A 1733-nucleotide genomic window follows, 5' to 3' on the forward strand; every position below is an offset into this window, starting at 1 on the left:
GGTGCCCGACACCCTGCTGCCGTACACCCGGCAGGGCGGGTACGACCGCGTCCGTACCGAGCGCGAACTCCCGTGCGTGGTGCTGGAGAACGAGACCCTCACCGCGACCTTCCTGCCCTCCCTCGGCGGGCGGCTGTGGTCCCTGGTCCACCGCCCCACCGGGCGGGAGCTGCTGCACCGCAACCGGATCCTGCAGCCCGCCAACCTCGCCCTGCGCGACGCCTGGCTGGCCGGCGGGGTGGAGTGGAACCTCGGCGCCACCGGGCACTGGCCGCTGACCTGCGAGCCGCTGCACGCCGTCCGGGTGAGCGCGCCCGACGGCACCCCGGGCCTGCGGATGTACGCCTTCGAGCGGCTGCGGCGCCTGGTGCTGCGGATGGACACCTGGCTGCCCGCCGGCTCCCCGGTGCTCTACGTCCGCATCGCCGTGCACAACCCCGCGCCGACCGAGACACCGGTCTACTGGTGGTCCAACATCGCCGTGCCCCAGGACCGGGACGTGCGCGTCCTCGGCCCGGCCGACCACGCCTTCCACTGCGACTACGTCAGCGACCTGCGCCGGGTGCCCTTCCCGGAGGTCGACGGCGCCGACCGCAGCTACCCCGGCCGGGCGGCGCGCGCCGCGGACTACTTCCTCGACCTCCCCGGCGGCGAACGCCCCTGGATCGCCGCGCTGGACGGCACCGGCGCCGGGCTCGTCCAGACCTCCACCGCCCGGCTGCGCGGCCGCAAGCTGTTCTGCTGGGGCACCGGCACCGGCGGCAGGCACTGGCAGGAGTGGCTCTCCGGCCCGGACTCCGCCTACCTGGAGATCCAGGCGGGCCTGGCCCGCACCCAGCTGGAGCATCTGCCGATGCCCGCCGGCGCCACCTGGTCGTGGACCGAGGCGTACGGGCTGCTGCAGGCCGATCCCACAGCCGTGCACGGGAGTTGGGAGGCCGCCCGGGAGGCCGCCGGCGAGGCGCTGGACCGGTTGCTCCCGCCGCTGGAGCTGGAGCGGGCCGACGCCCGGGCCGGGGAGTTCGGCGCGCCCGAGGAGGTGCTGTCCGAGGGCGGCGGCTGGGCCGCGCTGGAGATCGAGGCCGGTGCCCTGCCCGCCCTGCCCTTCGGCGAGCCGGCGGCCGCCCAGGAACCCTGGCGGCAGCTCCTGAAGACCGGCACGCTCCCGGTCTGCGACCCGCCGGCCGAGCCGGTCACCGGGGCGCACTGGCGGCGGCTGCTGGAGGCGAACGCCACGGACTGGCACGCGCTGTACCAGCTCGGGCTGCTGCGCCTGGCCGACGGGGAGCGGGAGTCCGCCCACGAGGCGTTCGAACGCTCCGTCGCCGTCCAGGCCTCGCCCTGGGCGCTGCGCGCGCTCGCCCTCCTGACCCCGCAAGCGCGGGAGGCCGCCGACCTCATGCTCTCGGCCCACCGACTCCGGCCGGAACTACGGGAGTTGACGATCGAGACGCTGGAGTCGCTGCGGCGCGCCGAGCGCCCCGCCGAGGCACTCGCGCTGATCGAGGCGCTCTCCCCGGCCGACCGGGCGCACGGCCGGATCAGGCTGGCCGAGGCGGAGGCGGCGCACGCCCGCGGCGACGACGACCGGGTCCGGCGGCTGCTGGCCGAGGGCATCCAGGTCGACACCATGCGCGAGGGCGAGCTCTCCCTGGACACCCTCTGGCTCGCCGTCCACCCCGGCGACCGGCCCCGGAAGAACAAATATGACGTCCGGTCTACATATTCACGCG

General features: G+C 75.7%; 1 protein-coding gene. It reads left to right on the plus strand.

Annotated elements, in window-relative coordinates:
• Positions 1-1733, plus strand: a 1733-nt coding sequence (locus tag ACIQOV_RS40305; RefSeq protein WP_401055961.1) for a DUF5107 domain-containing protein, incomplete at both ends; no start/stop codon positions are given.

It is taken from the genome of Kitasatospora sp. NPDC091257 (assembly GCF_044757675.1).
GTDB lineage: Bacteria > Actinomycetota > Actinomycetes > Streptomycetales > Streptomycetaceae > Kitasatospora > Kitasatospora lactacystinica.